Raw genomic sequence first — 18,445 nt, 5'->3', positions numbered from 1 at the left:
ATATAAATTATAGGTGGTGAGTACAATAAATATCAAAAGTATTTTAAGCATACTCTTATCTAAGTTAACTGCTTTTCTTGCAAAACATATTGTTAAGGGAGGAAGTAATTTCCCAGGTAAGATTGCTTTAAAAATTGATAGATCAATATTAAAAACTGTAAGCAAAGGATACAAAGTAATCCTAATTACAGGCACAAATGGAAAAACTACAACTACAAGCATGATTTATAATATCTTAAAAGAAAGCGGATTAAATGTAATAACAAACAATACAGGTGCTAATTTGTATCCTGGTATAGTAGCTTGTTTTATTTCAAATTACTCTTTCTTTAAAAAGAAAAAAGATGCCTATGCTGTAATTGAAGTCGATGAAGCAAATGTAAAATTTATAACTGAATATCTGACTCCTGAAATAATAACAGTTACTAATCTTTTTAGAGATCAACTGGACAGATACGGTGAAGTTTACACTACTCTTGTTAAGATTCTTGAAGGTATTTCAAAAGTTCCTGAATCTACTTTAGTTTTAAATGGTGATGAATCTCTTCTTGGCAAACTTAACATAAAAAATAAGTGTATATATTATGGATTCAATACTCCACTAAAAAAAGATAATTCATTAGACTTGAACGCCGATGCTAAATTCTGCAAATTCTGTAAAGCTCCTTATTCTTATAATTTTGTTACTTACAATCATTTAGGAGATTTTTATTGTCCTGAATGTGGCTATAAACGCCCTGAACTTTCTTACTGTGTAAACAAAATTTTAGATCTAAAACCTGAAAGTTCAACTGTTCTTATAAATGATTCTGAAATATTTATAAGTCAGTCTGGAGCTTATAACATTTATAATGGATTATGTGCATATTCTGTTGCAAAAGAACTTGGAATAAGTGATAGTATAATAAAATCATCTCTTCAAAATCAAAGTTCAAGTTTTGGAAGACAAGAACAGATTAAAATTGGTGATAAAAATATTCAAATAATTTTAGTAAAAAATCCTGCTGGATACAATCAAGCCTTGGATACTTTAAGTTTAAATAAAGATGCTTTTTCTGCACTATTTATGCTTAATGACAATTATGCTGATGGTCGTGATGTATCATGGATATGGGATGTTGATTTCGAAAAAATTTCAGCCCTTAGAATTGAAGATATATTCATATCTGGTATAAGAATGTACGATATGGCTGTCAGGTTAAAAGTTGCCGGCCTTGATGTTAACAAATTTATTCTTGAAGAAGACTATGAAAAACTTACTGAAAAACTTAAACAATCTTCCTCATCTAAAATTTATATTCTTGCAACATATACAGCTATGATAAATTATAGAAAATACCTTTACTCAAAAGGTTATATTAATAAATTATGGTAAAGGAGGATTTAATATTATGGAATTAACTATATGTCATCTATACCCTGATTTATTAAATGTTTATGGGGATGTAGGTAATGTACTAATATTAAAATACAGAGCTTCACTTAGAGGAATAGACATAAATGTTGTAAACTGTTCTATTGGCGATAAATTAGATATAGAAAATACAGATATTATTTTCTTTGGCGGCGGACAAGATTTTGAACAATCAATAGTTTCTGATGATTTAAACACTTTAAAAAAGCAGCCATTAAAAGAATATGTTGAATCTAATAAAGTCTTGCTAGCTATATGTGGAGGTTATCAACTTTTAGGAAAATACTATACTGCACCAAATGGTGAAAAGATAGATGGTCTTGGTATTCTTAACATATATACTGAAGGCGGAAATACACGATTTATTGGAAATACTGAAATAATAAATGAAGATTTTAATGAAACTTATGTAGGTTTTGAAAATCATTCAGGAAGAACTTATATAAATGATCACAAACCATTAGGAAAATGTATTCATGGATATGGAAACAATGGCTCTGATGGATATGAAGGATGTATTTATAAAAATACTTTTGGATCATATTTTCATGGTTCATTTCTTTCTAAAAATCCAGAATTCGCTGATAGACTTTTATCTCTTGCTTTAAAAAATAAATATGGCAAGGAAATAACATTAAGTCCTTTAAAAGATGATTTTGAATTAAAAGCAAAACAATCAATTATAGAAAGATTGAAAAATTAGAAATAAATTTTATAAGTCATTTTTCCACATATATTATTTTCATTAATACTATATGTGGAAATTTGTTCTTTATGGCATAAATACTTATTATTATCTATTAATTATTTTTTTATTTTCAAGATAATTAAATTCCCATGATTCCATTGCTTCAATTGTTTTGAATTCATATCCCAGTTTTTTATAATCATTAATTATATCCTGCAAAGCCTCTGTTGTTGTTTTCTTATTCTCTAAATCATGCATTAAAACTACTTCTACAACATTTTTTCCACATGAGTTTTCTACATTTCCTTTTATTGTATTTGAAGCTACACATGATTTCTTTGTATCCCCACAGTCAATTGTCCAATCTATGTAATTTATATTAATACTTTTTAAATAATTTTTTATATTACTTAAAACCTCTTCATTACATACAGTATTTGTAGAACCTCCAGGCATTCTTACCATATTATATGTTCTCTTTTCTTCAAGAACATCATTTAAGCTCTTTATACATTCATTTAAATCATTAATATAATTTTCAGTTGAGCTATATATATCTTTATAATCATGATTATTACAATGAGGCAGAATACCCATACCACTATTTTTTATTCTCCTCATTGTACCTTTATTATGCATTGCATTATTTCCCACTACACAAAATGTAGCTTTAACATTGTTTTTGCATAGTATATCAAGTATTGAATCAGTATTACTAAAAGAAGGTCCATCATCAAAAGTAAGATAGACTATTTTTCTTTCATCTGCTGATGCAGATATTGTTATTTCAAAGAAATTTAAGGTCATTATAATTGCAATAAGCAATATAACCATATTTATAGTATTTTTTTTCATATCTATATATCACCCCTTTTTTTATTCCTAATATAGTTTGTTCAATATAAGTCATATTATTATAATTTCTTTGAAATTTTACATATAGCATTTATTGTTATTAATCTTTATAAATGTTATACTAAAAATGTTTTAATATATTAAAAATAGAAGCGGAGAGATTTGACTTGAAAAAAAAATTTATTCTAAAAACACTTATACTGGCTCTTTCTATTTCTATATTGAGCCCTTTTGCAGCCATTAAAGGAAATGCTGCCTCTACAGATACATTACCTGAAATAAATGCACAGGCTGCCATTACTATGGATTTAGAAACCGGTGAAATCATCTATTGTAAAGATGCAGATAGCAAAAGATATCCAGCTAGTACAACAAAACTTTTAACAGGTCTTTTATTAGCTGAAAATAAACAAAAGAGTGATGCAATTACATTTACTGAATCTGCAAAAGCTCAACCTGAATATTCATTAAATATCAACTTCATGCATAACTCTATGAAGCCTGGTGACACAATGTCAGCAGATGATGTTATGAAAGGTCTGCTTCTTTTCTCTGGAAATGACACAGCTTACATGATTGCTGATAATGTTGCAGGTGATTCTACAAAATTTGCTGAAATGATGAACAATAAAGCAAAAGAGCTTGGTGCTACACACAGTAACTTTGTAACTGCAAATGGACTACATGATGAAAACCACTATACAACAGCATATGATCTTTCCCTAATAACAAAAGCTGCTTTTCAAAATGATTGGGAAAGAGAAGTTATGGGACTTTCAGAAGCTTCTATTGAAATTAACGGTGCTAAAGTTATGTTAGAAAACAGAAACCTTGGACTTGGCAAAAACGGAAACATTGCTGGAAAAACCGGATTAACTAATGCTGCTGGCGGATGTTTAGCTGCTGTTTATGAAGTAGATGGAAGACAACTTATCGGAGTAGTTCTTAAAAGCAAACAAGTCGATAATGCAGATATGACTAAATTTAATGATATGGATAAAATCATGGACTATAGCTACAAAGCGTCCAAGACAATTTACAAAGCATCTGGTGAAGAAGTTGGAACAACAGATATCCAATATAAATCATTTGGATTCTTCGGACCATCAAAATCAATTACTGTTCCTTTAAAACTAACTCAAGATGTAACATATTATTCAAACGCAATAAATGATGCAGAATCTGAAATAACTTATGACAAAACAGATTCAAGTGCTTGGAGTCTATTATTCAATAAGAATGTAAACCTAACTTATTCTACAAGAAATTATAATGAAAATGTCAGCGGTACTATTGACATATCATTTGGTGATATTTTAAAAGATAACTTAATAATATATATAGCAACTTTGGCAAGTATAATAATAATAATAACTTTATTATTTCTTATAAAAAATATGGCTTCAAATTCAAGACGCAGAAGAAGCAGCTATTCTCGTAGAAGAAGATATTAATTATAATTTGAATGATAGAGAATTTTTCATAATTAAAATAAATATTAAAAATAAGTTAGCTTATAGTATAATATAAACTAATGTAAATAATGCAGATCAATTTAAATTATATAAATTTATAAAGTGTCTACAAGATTATAAAAAACTGATATAGGATTATTTATCCCTATATCGGTTTTTATAATATCCATATTTAAATTATAATATACTCAATATCTCTATAAATATATATATTTATTAATTTTTTTATCAGAACACTATGCAACAATCATTTTTGCTAATATTTAACTGATAGCAGCTATTATAAAAACATGATATAATCAAAATGTTGTCAGTATACTTTTAAATAAGGCATTACTGACATCAATTAAAATATTATCTTTATTAAGGAGCAAAATTAATGAACAAAATTGAAATGAAAGGCAGTGTTATATTAAATCCAGTTCCCGTCGTTTTAATAACTTCTAAAAATAAAGAAGGAAAAACAAATGTTTTTACAGTTGGATGGACTGGTACTATAAATACTAAGCCTCCTATGCTTTATATTTCAATAAGACCTGAAAGGCTTTCTTATGAATATATAAAAGACACTATGGAATTTGTAGTAAACATGCCTGGTTCTAATTTAGTCAAAGCTGTTGATTATTGTGGTGTGCGAAGCGGAAAAAAGAATGATAAAATAAAAGAAATGGGATTTACTTTAAAAGATAGTACAAACATATGCGTACCTTATATTGAAGAATGTCCTGTAAACATCGAATGTAAGGTAAAAAACATTATTCCACTTGGAACTCATGATATGTTTATCGCAGAAGTTGTAAGCTCTCATGTAAATGAAGAACTTTTTGATGAAAATGGAAAGATTCATTTTGAAAATGCTAATATGATGGCATACTGTCATGGAGAATATTTTCCTCTTCAAAAACATCCTGTAGGATCTTTTGGCTTTTCTGTAATGAAGAAAAAAACAAAAAAAAGAAGAAATCTTCAGCGTCAAATGCAGCAAAATAAATAACAATTTATACAAGGAGGAAAAAGATTGACTAATAAAACACGTGATAATTACTTCGATAATTTAAGAGGATTCTTAATAATATGTGTTATAATTGGAAATTCACTTGAATATATATCACCTTCAAGTGTTAATCCTCATTATCTTATTCTGTGTTTATACATGTTTCATATGCCTTTATTCACTTTTATTTCAGGATATTTCTGTAAAAAAAGCAAAAGGAGCACTTCTGAAAAAGTTGCAGATACTGCAAAAATATATTTGTTTGCTCAAATCTTCTACTTTATATTTAATAGATACATATTAAACAGAACAAGTGTAAAATTTCAGCTTCTTTATCCAAGCTGGACACTATGGTATCTTCTTGCACTGACAGTATGGTATATATTATCTGAACATGTTAAAAATTATAAAAAAGCTTTTATAATTTCTGTTGCAGCTTCACTTATAATAGGCTTTGACGGAAGTATAGGATCTTATGCCAGTGTTTCAAGAATATTTTTCTTTATGCCGTTTTTTATAGCAGGTATGGCATTTAACAAAAAAGATTTTATTGATAAATTTAAAAAATATTCTATTCATATAGGAATTCTGACCGCAGCCGTACTAATAATCCCCTTCATTGGAGGAGAATTTATTGATGTTGAATTTCTATTTGAGTATACAAATTATACTTACTATCATGATTCAGCATTATATCCTTTTATATTAAGAGTATTCCATTATATAGGCGGCTTCATACTGTGTGGATTCTTTTTACTTACTTTCACCAGCAGAAAAACTTTTCTATCATGGTTTGGAAAAAACTCACTGGTGCTATATATTTCACATTCAGCCATAATACAGCTTATTACTTTAAGACCTATATTAAAATATGGTTCATGGCTACAGCTGATATTATCAGAAACATCTATTATTATATTACTTTCACTGCTTGCTTTAATAATTACAAAGTGCAAAAATTATCTACACTGTTTATATAATGAGCAGATAAATAGCAATATAAATCAGACTTTCTAATATAAATAAAAAAATAAGAGTTATGGAAAGAATTGTACTCTATCCATAACTCTCTTATTTTTTTAATTATTTTTTATTCTGTTAAGCTTTTAAATCCCTTTCCTAATACTTCACTTGTATCATTCACTGTAACAAATGCATTGGGATCATTTACTTTTATAAATTGTTTCAATTTCATAAACTGTCTTCTTGTCAATACAGTAAGAATTACACAATTATTTTCACCAGTATATCCACCTTTTCCATAAAACACTGTACATCCTCTGTCTATATCTTTCATTATGTAATTTGAAACCAGTTTTTCTTCTTTTGTGAAAACCATGACCTGTTTAGAAATATTTAAACCATCCACAAATTTATCAATTAAAGTACCAGTTAAATACACACTTAAAAGCCCAAAAAGACCAAGTTCTACTCCAAATGTATACATTGCTAATAATATTACTATAGAATCAGATATTAGAAGTCCCTTTCCAAAATCTATATTCATATATTTATTCATAAGCTTTGCTGTAATACTAGTTCCTCCAGTTGTAGCATCCTGAGTAAGCATTATTACACTTCCCAATGCAAGGAGTGTACTTCCAAAAATTGATGCCAGCATAAGGTCATCTGTCAATGCTATTGGTGTATAATTTTTTTCAATTATTGATAATGCAATTGATAAACTAAATGCAGCATATACACTCTTTATTCCAAAATTTCCTCCAATAAATACAAATGCAAGAATAAATAATATTACATTACAAACAACCATTATTATTCCCGGTTCAATTCCAAGAATATTATTTATTACAAGTGCAAGACCAGATACTCCTCCAGATGCAATTTGATTTGGAAAGAAGAAAAATTCAAATGCACATATTACTATCGCTACTCCCAATGTTATAATTCCATATTCTTTCAATATTTTCTTCATAAAATCCCTCCTCATAATTTTAAGCATTTCTAATCTATTTTATATTAACATATATATTTTTTTCTTCTACTTTTCTATTTTGCTTCAAATGTAAAAAAAATATCTAATAAGTTATGAATTCTATAAAAAACATAAAATTTATTAGATATTTTTTCTTTTATATCCATGTTTAATAATCATTTTCTAATATATTATTAAAATAAAAAAGAGGTAAAAGAATACGATTTATATTCTATACCTCATTCTCATACTACTTATTCCCTGTTAATTTTTTCTGGACAGCTGCAACTATTTCATACATAATAAATGCAATTGCTGACAATATCACTATACTCATCATTACAGTATCAAGCTGAGCAACTTGCCCACCATAGACAATTAAAAATCCTAATCCATCTTTTGCTACAAGGAATTCTCCCATTATTACACCAACCCATGACAGCCCCACATTTATCTTTAAAGCTGAAATAAACACTGGTATTGAATATGGAAATATAAGATATCTCAATATCTGTAATTTTGAAGCCTTAAAAGTCTTCATCAACATTATCTTTTCATTTTCAATTTCATTAAATCCACTTAAAACACTTATTATTGTAGTTACAATAGAAATTAAAAGCGCTATTACTATTATTGCAGGCATGCCATTTCCAATCCAGAATATTATTATTGGAGCCAGTGCCACCTTAGGAAGCGCATTTAATACTACCAGATATGGATCTAATATCTTTGAAATAACAGGACACCACCATAATATTACAGCTGTTATTACTCCAAGTATTGTTCCTAGTGAAAATCCTAGAATAGTTTCATAGCATGTTACACCTATATGCTTAAATAGTGAACCATCCTCATATAAACTTATGAAAGATTTTACAACTCGGCTTGGGCTTGATGTAAGGAACGGGTCTATCCACTTTAATTCTGCTGCAATCTGCCATAAAACAATGAAAATCACAAGAATCATTATTCTTGATATTGTAATTTTTCTTTTATTATTCTGGACTTTCTTTAAATATTTTTTATGCTCATCACTTATAAGACCAGCTTTATTCAAATGTATATCATTATTTTTTCCCATTATCATCATTCAGCTCCTTCCATAACTCATTAAAATATCCACTGAATTGTCTTTCTTTTCTTCTCTGGAAAGGAGTTAATTCATCACTGTCAAAATTCATAATCATTTCTCTTTTGACTTTAGCTGGTCTCTTTGAAAGAACTATGACCTTCTGTGAAGTTGAAATTGCTTCTGCAATATCATGTGTGACCATTATTGCTGTCTTTTTTTCCTGCTTTATTATTTTATATACATCATCGCAGACAAGAAGTCTTGATTGATAATCCAATGCTGAAAAAGGTTCGTCTAAAAAAAGAATTTCTGGATTTAAGGCAAGAGTCCGTATCAAGGCAACTCTCTGTCTCATTCCTCCCGATAATTCTTTTGGATAATGATTCTTAAATTTTTCAAGACCATAAGCAGCAAGCAGTTTTTCTACTCGTTTTTTGGATTCATCATTTAAAATTTTTTTTATTTTTAATCCTAATGTAACATTATCCCACACCGTATTCCATTCAAAAAGATGATCTTTCTGAAACATATATCCTATTTTATCAAGACTGCTTTTTATGTCTTCACCTCTATATAAGACTTTTCCTTCTGACGGTTCCAAAAGCCCGCTTATTATATTTAAAAGTGTTGACTTTCCACATCCTGAAGGTCCCAAAATAGAAATAAATTCTCCTTCTTCAACTTTAAATTTAACATTATCTAAAGCCTTTGTTTCTCCTTTTATTGAATGATAGTTCATGTATATATTGCGAATTTCCAATAAGCACAAATTTATTCACCACCTTTTTATCCATCAAATAATAATCACTAATTCAAAGCTTTTTCAGCATAAGAATTATCAACTATTTTTGAAAACTCCGGTCTTTCTGTAATAAGGCTATTATCATAATCTTCAATTATATCCATAAGCCTATTTAAATTTTCTTCTTTTATCTGTGGATTGTGTGCTAATGCATCTATATTCTTATAATTCTTTACTACTGTTATAATAGTATCTCTGTCAGTACCAGGAAAATAATCAATTATGCAATCTGCTATTTCTTCATCAGAATGGCTAAAAAACCACTGTTGACCTTTATATATTGCTTTTGTGAAATTTTCTATCACCTGAGGATTTTTGTTCATATATGACTTTGTTGTAAAATAACATGTATATGGTATCAATCCAGTTTCTTCTCCTACAGATGCAAGAATATATCCTCCTCCATCATTTTCTATAACTGAAGCTGTTGGTTCAAAAAGAGCGACATAATCACCAGTACCACCTTTAAATGCTCCTGCTGTTGCTGAAAAATCAATGTTTGTAACCATATTTACATCCTTATCTGGATTTATACCATTTTTATTCATTGCATATTCTAATGCCATTGCAGGCACTCCCCCAGGTCTTCCTCCAATAACATCATGCCCCTTAATATCTTCCCATTTAAAATTATCATTTTTATTTCTTCCAACTAAAAATGAACCATCCTTCTGAGTCAATTGAGCAAATACCACTGGATAATCCTCTCTTCCTTGATTATTTATATAAATAACCTGTTCTGGACCACAAAATCCTATATCTGCTGAATTACTTAAAACAGCCTGCATTACCTTATCAGCTCCCTGACCTGTCTGTAATTCAATTTCTATATCATTTTCTTCAAAAAATCCTTGACTCATTGCAATATACATTGGTGCATAAAATACTGAACGAGTTACTTCATTTAACCTTACTTTTACCTTTTCTTCTGTTTTATTTTGCACCATACATCCTGCTAAAGAAAATACTAATGCAAAAACAAGTAAAAAAGCTGTAAATACTTTAGATTTTTTCTTCATTTTATTAAATGATCTCCTTTTAAATATCTATAATCATATATTATGATATCTTTTTTAATATTGTTCTATTTTATGTTGCACTTGTATAATATAAAGCAATTTTCTAATCAATATTAAAAAGCAGCTACGTTATAGCTGCTTTTTAATAAATAATATTTTAAACATAATCTATTTTCTAAAATTATATTATTTTATTTTTTCAATTAAATAATACTCCTTATTATTACCACAATAATCCTGGCAATATCATAACTATCGGTATTGTAATAAGAGACAACAATGTTGTAAGCCCAACTATTTTTGCTCCATACGAATAATCTGCTCCATAAACTTGCGAAAGCATTGCTACAGTCATTCCTGTTGGTGTTATTGAGGCTATGTACATTACCATTTTTATATTATATAGCGAATTTGGTACAAATTTAAGCAGTAATGCTGCAAATATTGGTACAACTATCAGCTTTAAAAAACTTATATAGTATATATGTTTATTAGTAAATAGTTCAGAAATTTTTGACTGGGCAATATATGTACCTAAAATAAGCATTGCTAATGGTGTATTTATATTTCCCAATGAATCAAATGCATTATAAACCATTGCTGGAAGCTTTACTGGTGATATAAATATAATCATTCCTATACCTACAGCTATAACAGCAGGATTAAAAATTATTTTCTTTAAAGACACCTGACTTTTATCATTGCTCACAAGATAAATTCCATATGTATAACTAAGTAAATTAAAGCAGACAATATATGCTGATAAAGAAAATATGCTGTCTACTCCAAGAATACTGCTTACAAGAGGTATTCCCATAAAACCACTGTTAGAAAATGCTGTTGCAAACTGGTCTATTCCATTTCCCTTTTTATTAAAAATCTTTGCAACCATGATGCTTAAAGCAATAATAATAAAAGATAATCCTAAAGAAATAACCAATTCAATGAATTTTTCCTTAGAAAATTCCATCTGATATCTTGTCACCATGAGCATTGGATTTACAATCCATAATAATATGTTGGTAAGCTGCAATGTCCCTTTATCATTTATTATTCCCTTTTTATATAATATAAACCCTGTCAATATGATTATATACATCATACCAATCTGGTTTACAACTACATTCAACACATTCATACTGTGTTCTCCCCTATTTTATCTTTCTTATAATATAAACATCAGTAATAAATTTTAATGTACTATCTTGCAATTAACAATGTAAAACTTTTTTCTGAATTTATATATCTTCCAATAATAAAATATAATAATTAAAGAAATGTTGCAAAGATTTCATCATTTATTGCCAATCATACATTGTTAATTGAAATATATATTAATAAAAAATATTTCTATTAATATTTTTTATCTACCATCTTCTAAATAAATTCTATTTTCCAATTAAAATATCCTGTTTCTTCATTCTTTTCATATCTAAAATAAGCCGAAAAAGTATTTCCCTTTTTACTTTTCAAATTTCTAAAACCTACTTTTCCATTCTTTAAAAGAAGCTCAACCATTTCTCTTGATACCTTTTTTCCAAATGAATTAATATATTTATCATCTTTCCATATAGTAAATTTACATCCATTCTTCCAGTTGCTGCATCCAAATCCTTTTTCACCTTCAATTACAGGATTTCCACACACTGGGCATGGTCCAAGACTTTGAACATCCTTTGGAATCTCAACTTTAAATCTTGATAATGCACCAGTATCTTTCTTTATGGAATCTACCGATTTTATTGTAAAGTCCTTTATAAGATTCATAAAATCAGCTTTAGCAAATTTACCTTTTTCAATATCTGAAAGTGTTTTTTCAAGTCTTCCTGTATACTCTAAATCCAAAAGCTCTTTAACAGGAAATATCTCAACTATATTTCTTCCAAGCTCTGTACATATAAGGCTTTTTCCCTTTGTTTTTAAATATCCTATATCTTTAAGCTTCTTTATTGTTTCAGCTCGTGTTGCTGGTGTACCTATGCTGAAACCACTTAATATAGCCTGCATCATTTCTTCTGAATCTTCTTTTCCTTCAATTCCTTTTCCACAGGTCTCCATAACTCTTAAAAGCGTTTTTTCTGTATGATGCTTAGGTGGCTTTTTAGTTACTGCACTTACTTTTGATTTTGTAATATCTAATACTTCATCAATTTCAACCTTAGGAAGTATTACATCCTTACTTTCAATTTTTTCAACCTTTTTCCAGCCTTCTACAAGCTTTACTTTTCCCTTTGAAACAAAAATTCCTTTCACTTCAGGATTCTCTGGCTTCAATGTTACTTTTGTCTCTTCAAATTGTGCTACAGGCATAAACTGCATTATAAATCTGTTTTTTATAGCATCATATACTATTTTTTCATCAGCACTTAATCCAGAAGGTTTAATATATGTTGGTGTTATAGCACTATGGCTTTCTACCTTTGAACTATCAAATACTCTTTTTGATGTTGTAAATTTAATTTCATCTTCATAAGGAAGACCTATCTTTAATGTTTCGAGAACCTTTCTAGCTCTATCCTTTAAACTCTCTTCCAAAACAACACTGGCTGTTCTAGGATATGTAGTAAGCTTTTTTTCATATAATGATTGTGCTACTTTAAGAACTTTATCTGATGTCCAGCCTTTATATTTACTTGTGATATACCCTTGAAGATTTGATAAATTAAATAAATATGGTGGATATTCTTTTTTTAGTTCAGTATGCTTATCAATTATTTTAGCACTTGAACCATCCAGTAAAGGAAGAAGTTTATCTAAATCTTCTTTTTTATCAAATTTTTCAGATTCATTTTCATAATATAGCCCTTCAAATTCTTCTTTATCAGAAGCCTTAAAGTTAGATAATAATTTATAATATGTAGTCGCCTTAAAGTTTTCTATTTCTTTATCTCTATCATATATTATTTTCAAAGTCGGTAATAAAACCCTTCCAATATTTATGGTTTTGTTTTCTTCAAATTTGTATTTCAACGTACTTACTGATGTGAGGTTTATTCCTATTATCCAGTCACTCCACTGCCTTCCTATTCCAGCATCTTGAAGAGACTGCATTTCCTTATTATCTTTTAATAAAGTCATTCCCTTCTTTACTTCATCAGGAGTCCATTCGTTTAATAACAATCTATAAATAGGTTTTTCTACTTTAAAATAATCAAATATTTCGTCTGCTATTACCTGTCCTTCTCTGTCAAAGTCTGTAGCTGATATTATTCCATCCACATCATCTCTATCTATAAGCCCTTTTATTATTCCAAGCTGTTTTTTAGCACCTTTATCTTCAATATTTCTATTTACACTGTCACATTTAACCTTATATAAAAAGTGCTCTGGTATAAAAGGGAACTTTTCAAACCTCCATCCTTTCATACCCTCATCATAATCTTTTGCATCATACAACTGCAAAAGATGTCCAAATGCCCATGTTATATAATAGCCGTTACCTTCAAAATAGCCATCCTTTCTAGTTTTTATCTTAAACGCATCTGCAATATTTTTTGCAACTGATGGTTTTTCTGCAATAATCACTTTAGCCATGCTATTTTTTTCCTCCTCTCGGTTATTATCGTGCATTATATATATTAACACTAATCAAAAAATAAAACCAGTTTGTTCAAACTGGTTTTATAAATTATCTACATTTCATTAAGCATCCATATATAAAAATTTAAAGCTCCTGCATAAATAATCCATGCTAAATATGGCATCATAAGAAGCGCTGGTAATTTTCCGCCTTTCTTATAGAATCTTTTTATTGTCAAAATCACAAAGAAACATAAAATCAATAATTCTATAAAAGCAATACCATACAATCGGAATCCAAAGAATATTATGGTCCATAAAAAATTCAAAAGAAGCTGTATGTAATACACAAACATAGCAGAACTGGAATCTATATTTTTATATTTTAATATATAGATTTTATAAGCTGCTATACCCATAAGTATATATAATATTGTCCAGACAATAGGAAATATATATGATGGTGGTGCAAAAAATGGCTTTTCAAGACTATTATATAACTCCTTTGTGTCCGGAAGCATCTTATTTATAAGAAAGCTTATTATCAATGGAACTGCTATATTTAATATAAGAGGAATTATTTTTATATCTGTGTTTTTTTTATTCATAATAAAGCACCTCATATCTATTAACTTTATATCGATACTTTATTATATGACATATAATAAAATAATATGTCTTTTAAAATATTTACATTTTGTATCAAAAATCAACTAATAGTCATTAATCAGAACATATATATATCAGAAAATTCTATATCTACTTTCTCTCCTATTGAATTTATTTCAAAATTTTCACTATATATATCATTTTCATTTACATATTCTATGTCTATGTATTTAAATCTTATAACAAATTCATTTCCTTTATTTCCAGATGTAAGGTTAATCGTTCCTCCTTGAAGTTCAACCAATGCTTTTGTAAGAAACAGACCAAGACCACTGCCTTCTTTTATTCTATTAAACGCTTTATTTAGTTTTGTAAATTTATCAAACATATATGGTATTGTTTCTTTATCAATCTTAGCCCCATCATTTTTTATCTTTATATTTACAAAACCTTCACTCAGAGTGAGATTAACTTTTATTACTCCACCCCTTTTGCCATATTTGATACTATTTGAAAGCAGATTTAAAACAATTCTTGTTATAAATTCCTTATCACATTCTACATATATTTCTTCCTCTTCTGAATCAAAAATAAATCTGTTATCAAACATCTCTATATATTTATTACATGCTGATGCTGTATTTTCTACAAGGTCAACTATATTCCAGACTTTCATTTCTGGCTTTACATATCCTTCAGATATTTTATTGGAATCTATAAAATTATTTATAGTTCTTATAAGCCTTAAACAATTTTGCATTATTACTTTTCTGTTTTTATCAACTGATGAAATTTTATTTTCCTGAAGATACATACTATTAACCTGCAATGCAGAAGATATAATATTTATAGGAGTCTTCAACTCATGAGATATATTAGCAAAGAACTCTTTTTTATGTGTATCGTCTACTAGAAATTCTTCAAATTCCTTTTTCAGTTTTTTATTTTCTGTTTCTTCTCTTAAATCTTCAAAATATAATAGTTTATTAAAACTATTAGGTTTTATAAGAAAAACTCTGCATTTTATGCTTTCATTGTTAAGATTTAAAGTTAATATATAATTGCCACCTTTTTGTATCTCTTCAATAGATGTATTAAGATATTCCTTTAAAAATATGCTTATATCCATATTTTTAAATTTACTTTCATCTATATTAAATTTTTTAAGCATGTTACTGTTTATATACTGAAGTTTATCATCTGTAAATAAACATACCTGTCCATATATAGAGTCTAAAATTTTATTATAATTATTATGCGCTTTAGTAATCATAACATTGGTATCATTCAATATTTTATTTCTTTTTAATAATATTGAATTTAATTGTTTTTTTGTATTAACAGCTTCTTCTATATTATAATTAATCATTTCAAAATACTCATCACGAATCTTATCTATAATATAATTATAAAACTTTGCAAATGCAATACATTTCATTACTAATAGCATTACTGCTACCAATTTAAAACCAAATTCTATAAATAAAAATCCAAAAAGATTACATGTTATTGAACACATATAGTAAATAGTTTTTTTTAATTCATCCATTGAGAATCTTTTTCTATATTCAAGTATCTTATTTAATGTCGATAACGACATACATAGATTTATGAGTGTACTCATTATAACATACCCATCCAGATAGTTTTCAGATATCAAAAGATTAATTGACAGATCTTTTTCATTAATTATAAGTGCTATGACAAATGCCGCCATAAATCCTATATATATCTTAATATTACTTATATGCTTATTTTCAACATTAAATATATTCTCAATTTCACAATATTCCAGTATAGCTTGAAAATTCAAAAAAAGAAATATATAATAAAATTCATTTCTTTTATTTATACATAATACAATTACACCTGTAAATACAGCTATCATAACAGACAAAAAATAAAGTCTCTTTAAATTTTTTAACTTCTTATGCATAACTTTGTTCTTTATGGCATTATTATATACAAATCCAATAATTATTCCTAAGGATATTATACTTGTAGCCATAACATAAAATTCATAAGTATCATTAACAAACCGATACAAAAACAATACATATGCTAAGATAATAAATGTAATGCTATTCTTAAAATTAATATCTTCAATTTTATTTTTAGAACCATACCATTTATATAGATATTTCTTAAACATAATTTTCTCCCTTTTTAAATTCAATAACTATGCTTGTTCCAAAGTTATTTTCTTCGTTAAGGTATATCCTTCCACCTTGAAGTTCAACAAGATTCTTAACTACAAATAAACCTAATCCAGTTCCAGATTTTGAGTCAGCAATCGCTGTATTGCTCGAAGTATACTTATTAAAAATTTTTTCTTTTATCTCTTCCTTAATTCCACTTCCAGTATCCTTTACTTCTATGCATATTTTGTCAACATATTCTTTTATATCAACTATTATTTTTCCTCCTTTTGGAGTATATTTAAGACCATTAGATATAAGATTTAATATTATCCTTCCCATAAATTCTACATCTATTTTCATCATGCATTCTTCTGTATCTGTATCAAAAATCAATTCTATTCCATTCCATGTTGCATAATCTACATATGACATTACCTGATCTTCAACTATTTCAACTATATTAACCAGTTCTAAATTTGCTGAAATATAATCAGAAGAAATCTTTGAATTATCTATGAGATTATTTGTAAATTTTATTAAAGCCAAACAACTTTGCTTACTTATTGCATTATACTTCTTTAATGCTTCAATATCTCCTTTTTCTATATATATCTGTTCAAGCTGAAGCCCTGAGTAAATGACATTTATAGGAGTTTTTAAATCATGACTTATGCTGGACAAAAATTGTGTTCTTATATGCTCATGCTGTTTTCTTTTTTCAACTTCATTCCGCATTTCTCTAATTTGAACACTTGCTGTATTATCTTCTATTAAAAGAATCTGCCGGCTGTCATAATTATAATTTACTAAAAATTTAGTTTTTAAATATTTTCTTCTATTCCCTACATATAATACAGCATCATAATCCTTATATTTATTTTCTGGCACAAATTCAATATATTTTTTTATTTTTTTATTTATTATTTTTCTTGTGCTATCTATCCCTACAAGGTCCATGAACTGCTTATTAAAAAAATTTATTCTATTATTTTCAGAATTTAATATTATCATGGGATGAGGCATAAATCTTATAAATGTCTGATTGAGTTCCTCTTCTTGCTTAAGTATTATATTAAGCTTTTCCAGCTGCTTATTTTTTAATATTATCTGCATATTAAGTTCATCAAGTTCATCATTTTCTTTTTGAAGCACCTCAATTAAATTTTTATATGGCTGTTCAATTTGATTTATAACAATAACTAAAAACAATATAAGAAAATTTGCAAGACATATATTCTCAAGAATTATTTTTAACATTCTACTTTCAGCAAATATAATATCTGCACATTCAATCAAACATATTATTATGGCATATATATGTATTCTTGTTATATTCTGATCTTTATTTTTCAGCTTATTATAAATTTTTATTTGTTCATATATACTCAAATATAATCCAAACTGTAACACAACACATATACTTTTTAAAATTAAGTATATATTTATATAAGCTCTTAATTTTATTACAATAAATAAATAAACTATAGCAAAAATTCCAAATGTAAAAATCATATTTTTATATACATGATTATTCCTATAATATTCACTTAATACATAACTAAGCAGCATCTCCATAAATATTATGGCATATACACTCATACTTATATAATTATTTCTTACATACATGGACTGATAATTTGTTATCATTGATATGCCTTCAATTCCAATAATACTTACTATAATCAAAAAAGACTTTACAGCTCTATTCACATACTTATTTTTAAATCCATCCAATTTACTGAGTATCATAAAAAGTACTGAACTTAATAAAATGTATAATATTCTCATTAAAAAAGCTGTTCCCAATTCATCATTTTTTAGAGAAAAAAAGAGCAGTATATAAATAAGTATACTTGCGCAAAAGGTTTTTAACATTTTATTTTTCATATTATTTTTCCTTTTTACATCTATATCTTAATTT

Annotated in this window: 15 protein-coding genes; 5 read left to right on the top strand and 10 right to left on the bottom strand. The window is 27.5% G+C overall.

Features of this window, described 5'->3' with window-relative positions; all coding sequences use genetic code 11:
• Nucleotides 1–16: 16 nt before the first annotated feature.
• Together Q0F58_RS04870 and Q0F58_RS04865 are read left to right on the top strand one after the other, a co-directional pair.
• Entirely contained in the window at nucleotides 17–1,375 is a 1,359-nt protein-coding gene (locus tag Q0F58_RS04870) for a Mur ligase family protein (RefSeq protein ID WP_294373200.1), read from the top strand.
• Nucleotides 1,376–1,391: 16 nt separating this feature from the next.
• A complete protein-coding gene (locus Q0F58_RS04865; RefSeq protein WP_294373188.1) occupies nucleotides 1,392–2,117 on the top strand; it encodes a type 1 glutamine amidotransferase in 726 nt (241 codons plus the stop codon).
• A 90-nt stretch (nucleotides 2,118–2,207) separates the two neighbouring features.
• Here the strand turns inward: Q0F58_RS04865 and Q0F58_RS04860 are convergent, their stop codons facing one another.
• Entirely contained in the window at nucleotides 2,208–2,957 is a 750-nt protein-coding gene (locus tag Q0F58_RS04860) for a polysaccharide deacetylase family protein (protein ID WP_294373186.1), read from the bottom strand.
• Between the two features lie 167 nt (nucleotides 2,958–3,124).
• Between Q0F58_RS04860 and Q0F58_RS04855 the strand changes: the two genes are divergently transcribed.
• The 3 genes from Q0F58_RS04855 to Q0F58_RS04845 all read left to right on the top strand — a co-directional run bounded on the left by Q0F58_RS04855 (nucleotide 3,125) and on the right by Q0F58_RS04845 (nucleotide 6,443).
• Nucleotides 3,125–4,411 carry a D-alanyl-D-alanine carboxypeptidase family protein gene (locus Q0F58_RS04855; protein WP_294373185.1) on the top strand — a complete coding sequence of 429 codons (1,287 nt, stop codon included), beginning with the start codon at nucleotides 3,125–3,127 and terminating at the stop codon, nucleotides 4,409–4,411.
• Nucleotides 4,412–4,811: 400 nt separating this feature from the next.
• Nucleotides 4,812–5,426, top strand: coding sequence for a flavin reductase family protein (locus Q0F58_RS04850; RefSeq protein WP_294373183.1), 615 nt, complete (start codon nucleotides 4,812–4,814; stop codon nucleotides 5,424–5,426).
• A 24-nt stretch (nucleotides 5,427–5,450) separates the two neighbouring features.
• Nucleotides 5,451–6,443, top strand: a complete 993-nt coding sequence (locus tag Q0F58_RS04845) for an acyltransferase family protein (protein WP_294373180.1) — start codon at nucleotides 5,451–5,453, stop codon at nucleotides 6,441–6,443.
• A gap of 73 nt (nucleotides 6,444–6,516) precedes the next feature.
• On the opposite strand, the gene Q0F58_RS04840 is transcribed toward Q0F58_RS04845, so the two are convergent.
• From Q0F58_RS04840 to Q0F58_RS04800, 9 genes are all read right to left on the bottom strand, one after another.
• Complete coding sequence (locus Q0F58_RS04840) at nucleotides 6,517–7,362, bottom strand: YitT family protein (protein WP_294373179.1); 846 nt, start codon at nucleotides 7,360–7,362, stop codon at nucleotides 6,517–6,519.
• A gap of 250 nt (nucleotides 7,363–7,612) precedes the next feature.
• A complete protein-coding gene (locus Q0F58_RS04835; protein ID WP_294373198.1) occupies nucleotides 7,613–8,443 on the bottom strand; it encodes an ABC transporter permease in 831 nt (276 codons plus the stop codon).
• Nucleotides 8,430–9,203, bottom strand: coding sequence for an ABC transporter ATP-binding protein (locus Q0F58_RS04830; RefSeq protein WP_294373178.1), 774 nt, complete (start codon nucleotides 9,201–9,203; stop codon nucleotides 8,430–8,432). The genes Q0F58_RS04835 and Q0F58_RS04830 overlap by 14 nt, the downstream gene beginning before the upstream one ends.
• A 38-nt stretch (nucleotides 9,204–9,241) precedes the next feature.
• Nucleotides 9,242–10,255 carry an ABC transporter substrate-binding protein gene (locus Q0F58_RS04825; RefSeq protein ID WP_294373176.1) on the bottom strand — a complete coding sequence of 338 codons (1,014 nt, stop codon included), beginning with the start codon at nucleotides 10,253–10,255 and terminating at the stop codon, nucleotides 9,242–9,244.
• A 223-nt stretch (nucleotides 10,256–10,478) separates the two neighbouring features.
• Nucleotides 10,479–11,393: an AEC family transporter gene (locus tag Q0F58_RS04820; protein ID WP_294373174.1), complete on the bottom strand. Its 915-nt coding sequence runs from the start codon at nucleotides 11,391–11,393 to the stop codon at nucleotides 10,479–10,481.
• Nucleotides 11,394–11,632: 239 nt separating this feature from the next.
• On the bottom strand, nucleotides 11,633–13,789 hold the full coding sequence (locus Q0F58_RS04815) for a type IA DNA topoisomerase (RefSeq protein ID WP_294373172.1): 2,157 nt from the start codon (nucleotides 13,787–13,789) through the stop codon (nucleotides 11,633–11,635).
• Between the two features lie 98 nt (nucleotides 13,790–13,887).
• Entirely contained in the window at nucleotides 13,888–14,382 is a 495-nt protein-coding gene (locus Q0F58_RS04810) for a TspO/MBR family protein (protein WP_294373170.1), read from the bottom strand.
• Nucleotides 14,383–14,501: 119 nt separating this feature from the next.
• Complete coding sequence (locus Q0F58_RS04805; RefSeq protein ID WP_294373169.1) at nucleotides 14,502–16,535, bottom strand: sensor histidine kinase KdpD; 2,034 nt, start codon at nucleotides 16,533–16,535, stop codon at nucleotides 14,502–14,504.
• Nucleotides 16,528–18,411 carry a sensor histidine kinase KdpD gene (locus Q0F58_RS04800; RefSeq protein ID WP_294373168.1) on the bottom strand — a complete coding sequence of 628 codons (1,884 nt, stop codon included), beginning with the start codon at nucleotides 18,409–18,411 and terminating at the stop codon, nucleotides 16,528–16,530. Before Q0F58_RS04800 ends, Q0F58_RS04805 begins: the two co-directional genes overlap by 8 nt.
• Between the last annotated feature and the right edge of the window lie 34 nt (nucleotides 18,412–18,445).

The sequence above is a fragment of the uncultured Clostridium sp. genome (assembly GCF_934754915.1).
Classification (GTDB): Bacteria; Bacillota; Clostridia; order Clostridiales; family Clostridiaceae; genus Clostridium.
The sequence above is the reverse complement of the archived record's forward strand: the minus strand, read 5'-3'. Positions and strand labels throughout refer to the sequence as shown.